Source organism: Companilactobacillus versmoldensis DSM 14857 = KCTC 3814 (genome assembly GCF_001434295.1).
Classification (GTDB): Bacteria; Bacillota; Bacilli; order Lactobacillales; family Lactobacillaceae; genus Companilactobacillus; species Companilactobacillus versmoldensis.
In genome coordinates this window covers 1-882 of sequence record NZ_AZFA01000055.1, presented here as the reverse complement: position 1 = coordinate 882, position 882 = coordinate 1, and the positions used below count along the sequence as shown (strand labels likewise).

Annotated in this window: 1 protein-coding gene and 1 pseudogene; both read left to right on the top strand. The window is 38.5% G+C overall.

Annotated elements, in window-relative coordinates; all coding sequences use genetic code 11:
• Positions 1–37: 37 nt before the first annotated feature.
• Positions 38–538: pseudogene (locus tag FC27_RS12120) on the top strand (ISL3 family transposase); the annotation flags it as partial.
• 2 nt (positions 539–540) lie between these two features.
• On the top strand, positions 541–882 hold a 342-nt coding region (locus FC27_RS12115; RefSeq protein WP_235807884.1), incomplete at both ends, for a transposase.

Genomic DNA, 882 nt, shown 5'->3' with positions numbered 1-882 from the left:
CCACCCACTACAGCATCATTAAAGGAGATAAGAACCCATGAACCCTATTGATAATACCATAAAGTTCGTCCTAAGCATAACTGACGAGAACGTTAACTTTTTTGCTTATAAAAGCCAATCTATTAAAAACAAACAATCTAAGATTTACATCGCCAACGTTAAAGTTAACTGTGTGAGATGTCCCCAATGTGGTTTCAATCATCTGAACCATAATGGTCACTACATTGCGCGTACTTCGTACCCGTCAGCCAATGCCAGTGAGCCAGTGTACCTTGAGCTGCATAAGGAACGATTAGTTTGTAAAGACTGTGGTGCTTCAATAATGGCATCCACTAGTCTAGTTGATAAATATTGCAACATTTCGCAAGCCACACGACAGAAAATATTCATGCATTTGCAGGACGACCGGACTCAGGCCAGCATCGCCTTAGATAATTGTGTATCACCAAGTACAATTTGTCGCTATTTAGATAATTACGATGATTTATTCCGCCGGAATTATGATTACTTACCAGAGCATTTAGCGATGGATGAAGTTNNGGTGTTGGTGGTCAATTACACTTTATCTGTATTAACGGTGCCAGCAACCATGAAATTCAACAAATCTTGCCGGATCGCTATAAAAAAAGCATTATTGAGTACTTTAATAAATTCCATATCAATACCCGAAAACGGGTTCAAACCGTAACTCTGGATCTCAATAGTTACTATAAAGATATCGTTAAGGAAATGTTTCCAAACGCAGAAATTGTCGTTGATCGATTCCACATTATCGCCATGATGACGCGGGCATTCAACCAGACTAGAGTTCAGACAATGAAAAAATATGACAAGAAATCTATCGAATATCGACTGCTTAAGTTCTCATGGAAACTATATTTG